Genomic DNA, 1,357 nt, shown 5'->3' on the forward strand with positions numbered 1-1,357 from the left:
TAGCAGCCTGTCTAAGAATTGATACTTTAAAAAACTGTGGTTAGGGGCCTTAAAACAAATTCATATGAATTTATATAAAAATTTTAAGCAGAATGAGGTGCCCCTTTAACTATTTACCAAGCCAACTTCTTTTTATTTCCAAATAGCTTCAAAATGTTGTGCGTAAGGCATAGAAGGACCCATTCTCCGCGCACCAAGTCGAGCCCGCGGAGAAGAAATCTTCGAAAACCCCGGGCTTCCTTAATTTGGCCAAAAACAGGCTCAACTGTTTGTTTTCGCAAGGCATATTTTGCCCGTCCTTTTTGGGTTCGCAACTTCCTTTTCATACGATCAGGTAATAACAAATCCACCGGAATTCTACCCCTGGGTGCCGGTTCCAGTTCTTGATTGTGTTTTATTCTTTGGCCTGGGATGTATGCGTCAGTTTTGCCTTTAAGGTATTTAAGGTTATTTTCACTAAAATAGCCAGCATCCGCTGAGAGTTCCTTGGGGTAGCAACCGATGTTTTCTTTAACCTTTTCAAGCATTGACGGAAGATGCTGACTGTCTGCCGCCTGGTTGGTTACGTCAACCGCTACAATAATTTGGCTCTTAGAGTCTACAACCGCCTGAGAGTTATATGCCTGAACAAATGCTTTGTCCGAGTTTTTCATTATTCTCGATTCCGGATCAGTAAAGTTGCGCTGTGCCTTAGGCTCCGGTTCACCGTTTTTCTTGACATATTTAACTTTTCCCCGTGGCGGTGTAGGGGGATCATTTTTATCATTATTCTTTTTGTTATCTTCCTCTTGGGCTAACTTGGCTTCTGCTTCCAATGCAGCTTTGGCTTCCTTAATTTTAGCCAGTCGGGTTTCTCTGTAGGCCAATTCTTCAGGTATTTCATCGCCACGGCGATCATGGCCGAACTGTTTATCTTCTTTCAAATCTATATGATTGGCTTTTTCAAGAAGCTTCTTGATCTCTCTTTCAAGCTTTTGCTCTTCATTCTTCATTCGATCATAGCTCATGGCTTTGTGCTTGGAGGCATTTGCATTAATTTTAGTACCATCCAGGGCAACATGCTTTAAGCCTACTAATCCGGCCTTTTCACAAAGTTTAAGAATTTGGACAAAAATGCCCGGTAATGACTTAATATGACGCCGCCGGAATTCGTTAATAGTACGGAAATTGGGTTTGTTTCCTCCGGCCAGGACAATAAAGGCCACATCCTCATAAAGATGAGTGGCAATTTTACGAGATGAGAATACGCCGCGGCAATAGGCATAAAACAGAATCTTAGTCATTAAAACAGGATGATACGGTGGTTGACCTTTTATCCCTTTCTCGTATACCTTGTGGATAACCGTTAGATCCAAGT

The 1,357-nt window shown here is 41.9% G+C and carries 1 protein-coding gene; it reads right to left on the reverse strand.

Annotated features, from left to right (window positions below; genetic code table 11):
* Positions 1-113 precede the first annotated feature (113 nt).
* The coding region (locus tag LX24_RS14770) for an IS1182 family transposase (protein ID WP_166512887.1) at positions 114-1,357 on the reverse strand (1,244 nt) is incomplete at its 5' end.

Origin of the sequence: Desulfallas thermosapovorans DSM 6562 (assembly GCF_008124625.1) — a bacterium.
GTDB classification, from domain to species: Bacteria; Bacillota; Desulfotomaculia; order Desulfotomaculales; family Desulfallaceae; genus Sporotomaculum; species Sporotomaculum thermosapovorans.